The sequence below is a fragment of the Acidovorax delafieldii 2AN genome, from assembly GCF_000175235.1.
Lineage (GTDB): Bacteria > Pseudomonadota > Gammaproteobacteria > Burkholderiales > Burkholderiaceae_C > Acidovorax > Acidovorax delafieldii_B.
Map to the genome: position 1 here is coordinate 1 of NZ_ACQT01000599.1, position 723 is coordinate 723.

Genomic DNA, 723 nt, shown 5'->3' on the forward strand with positions numbered 1-723 from the left:
ATGCGGGCCTGCATGTGCAGCAGGACGCCTGGGGAATCGGGCGCGCAGGTGTGGTCGCCCCAACGGCCCGAGGCGCTGCGCAGCGGCGTGTGGCTGGGGCCCAGCGCGGTCTGACGGGCGCCCGGCACTCTCGGCCTTCGGGCTTTCGTTCACGCCTTAACGGCTTGGGGCGACGCGGCCCGCCGCTTGTCATGCAGTGCCCATCGCCACCTGCGACACTCACGGCCTGGGCCGCGCGGTGCCGCACGGCCACCGCGCGCCGCCTTTTTTTCTGGACCCATGCCTCTTCACTCCACCCCTTCCGATCCGTCCACGTCCGAACGTGCGCAGGCCCCTGCCTCGGCATGGCAGGTCTTCGCCGTGTTCCTGCGCCTGGGCCTCACCTCCTTTGGCGGGCCGGTGGCACACCTGGGCTACTTCCGCGATGAATTCGTGCAGCGCCGCCAATGGCTGACCGAGCGCAGTTATGCCGATCTGGTGGCGCTGTGCCAGTTTCTGCCCGGCCCGGCCAGCAGCCAGGTGGGCATGGCGCTGGGCTTGATGTGGGCGGGCATGCCCGGCGCGCTGGCTGCCTGGCTGGGGTTCACGCTGCCATCGGCGCTGGTGCTGGCCTTGTTCGGCCTGGGCCTGGCGGGTGGACACGCGGTGCTGCCGGCGGGTGCCCTGCACGGGCTCAAGGTGGTGGCGGTGGCCGTGGTGGCGCAGGCGGTGTGGGGGCATGGC

1 protein-coding gene is annotated in these 723 nt (G+C 71.6%); it reads left to right on the forward strand.

The genetic code is table 11. The features are described from left to right. Nucleotides 1-279 precede the first annotated feature (279 nt). A partial coding sequence (locus ACDELDRAFT_RS23295; protein WP_005801866.1) for a chromate transporter occupies nucleotides 280-723 on the forward strand: 444 nt, incomplete at its 3' end.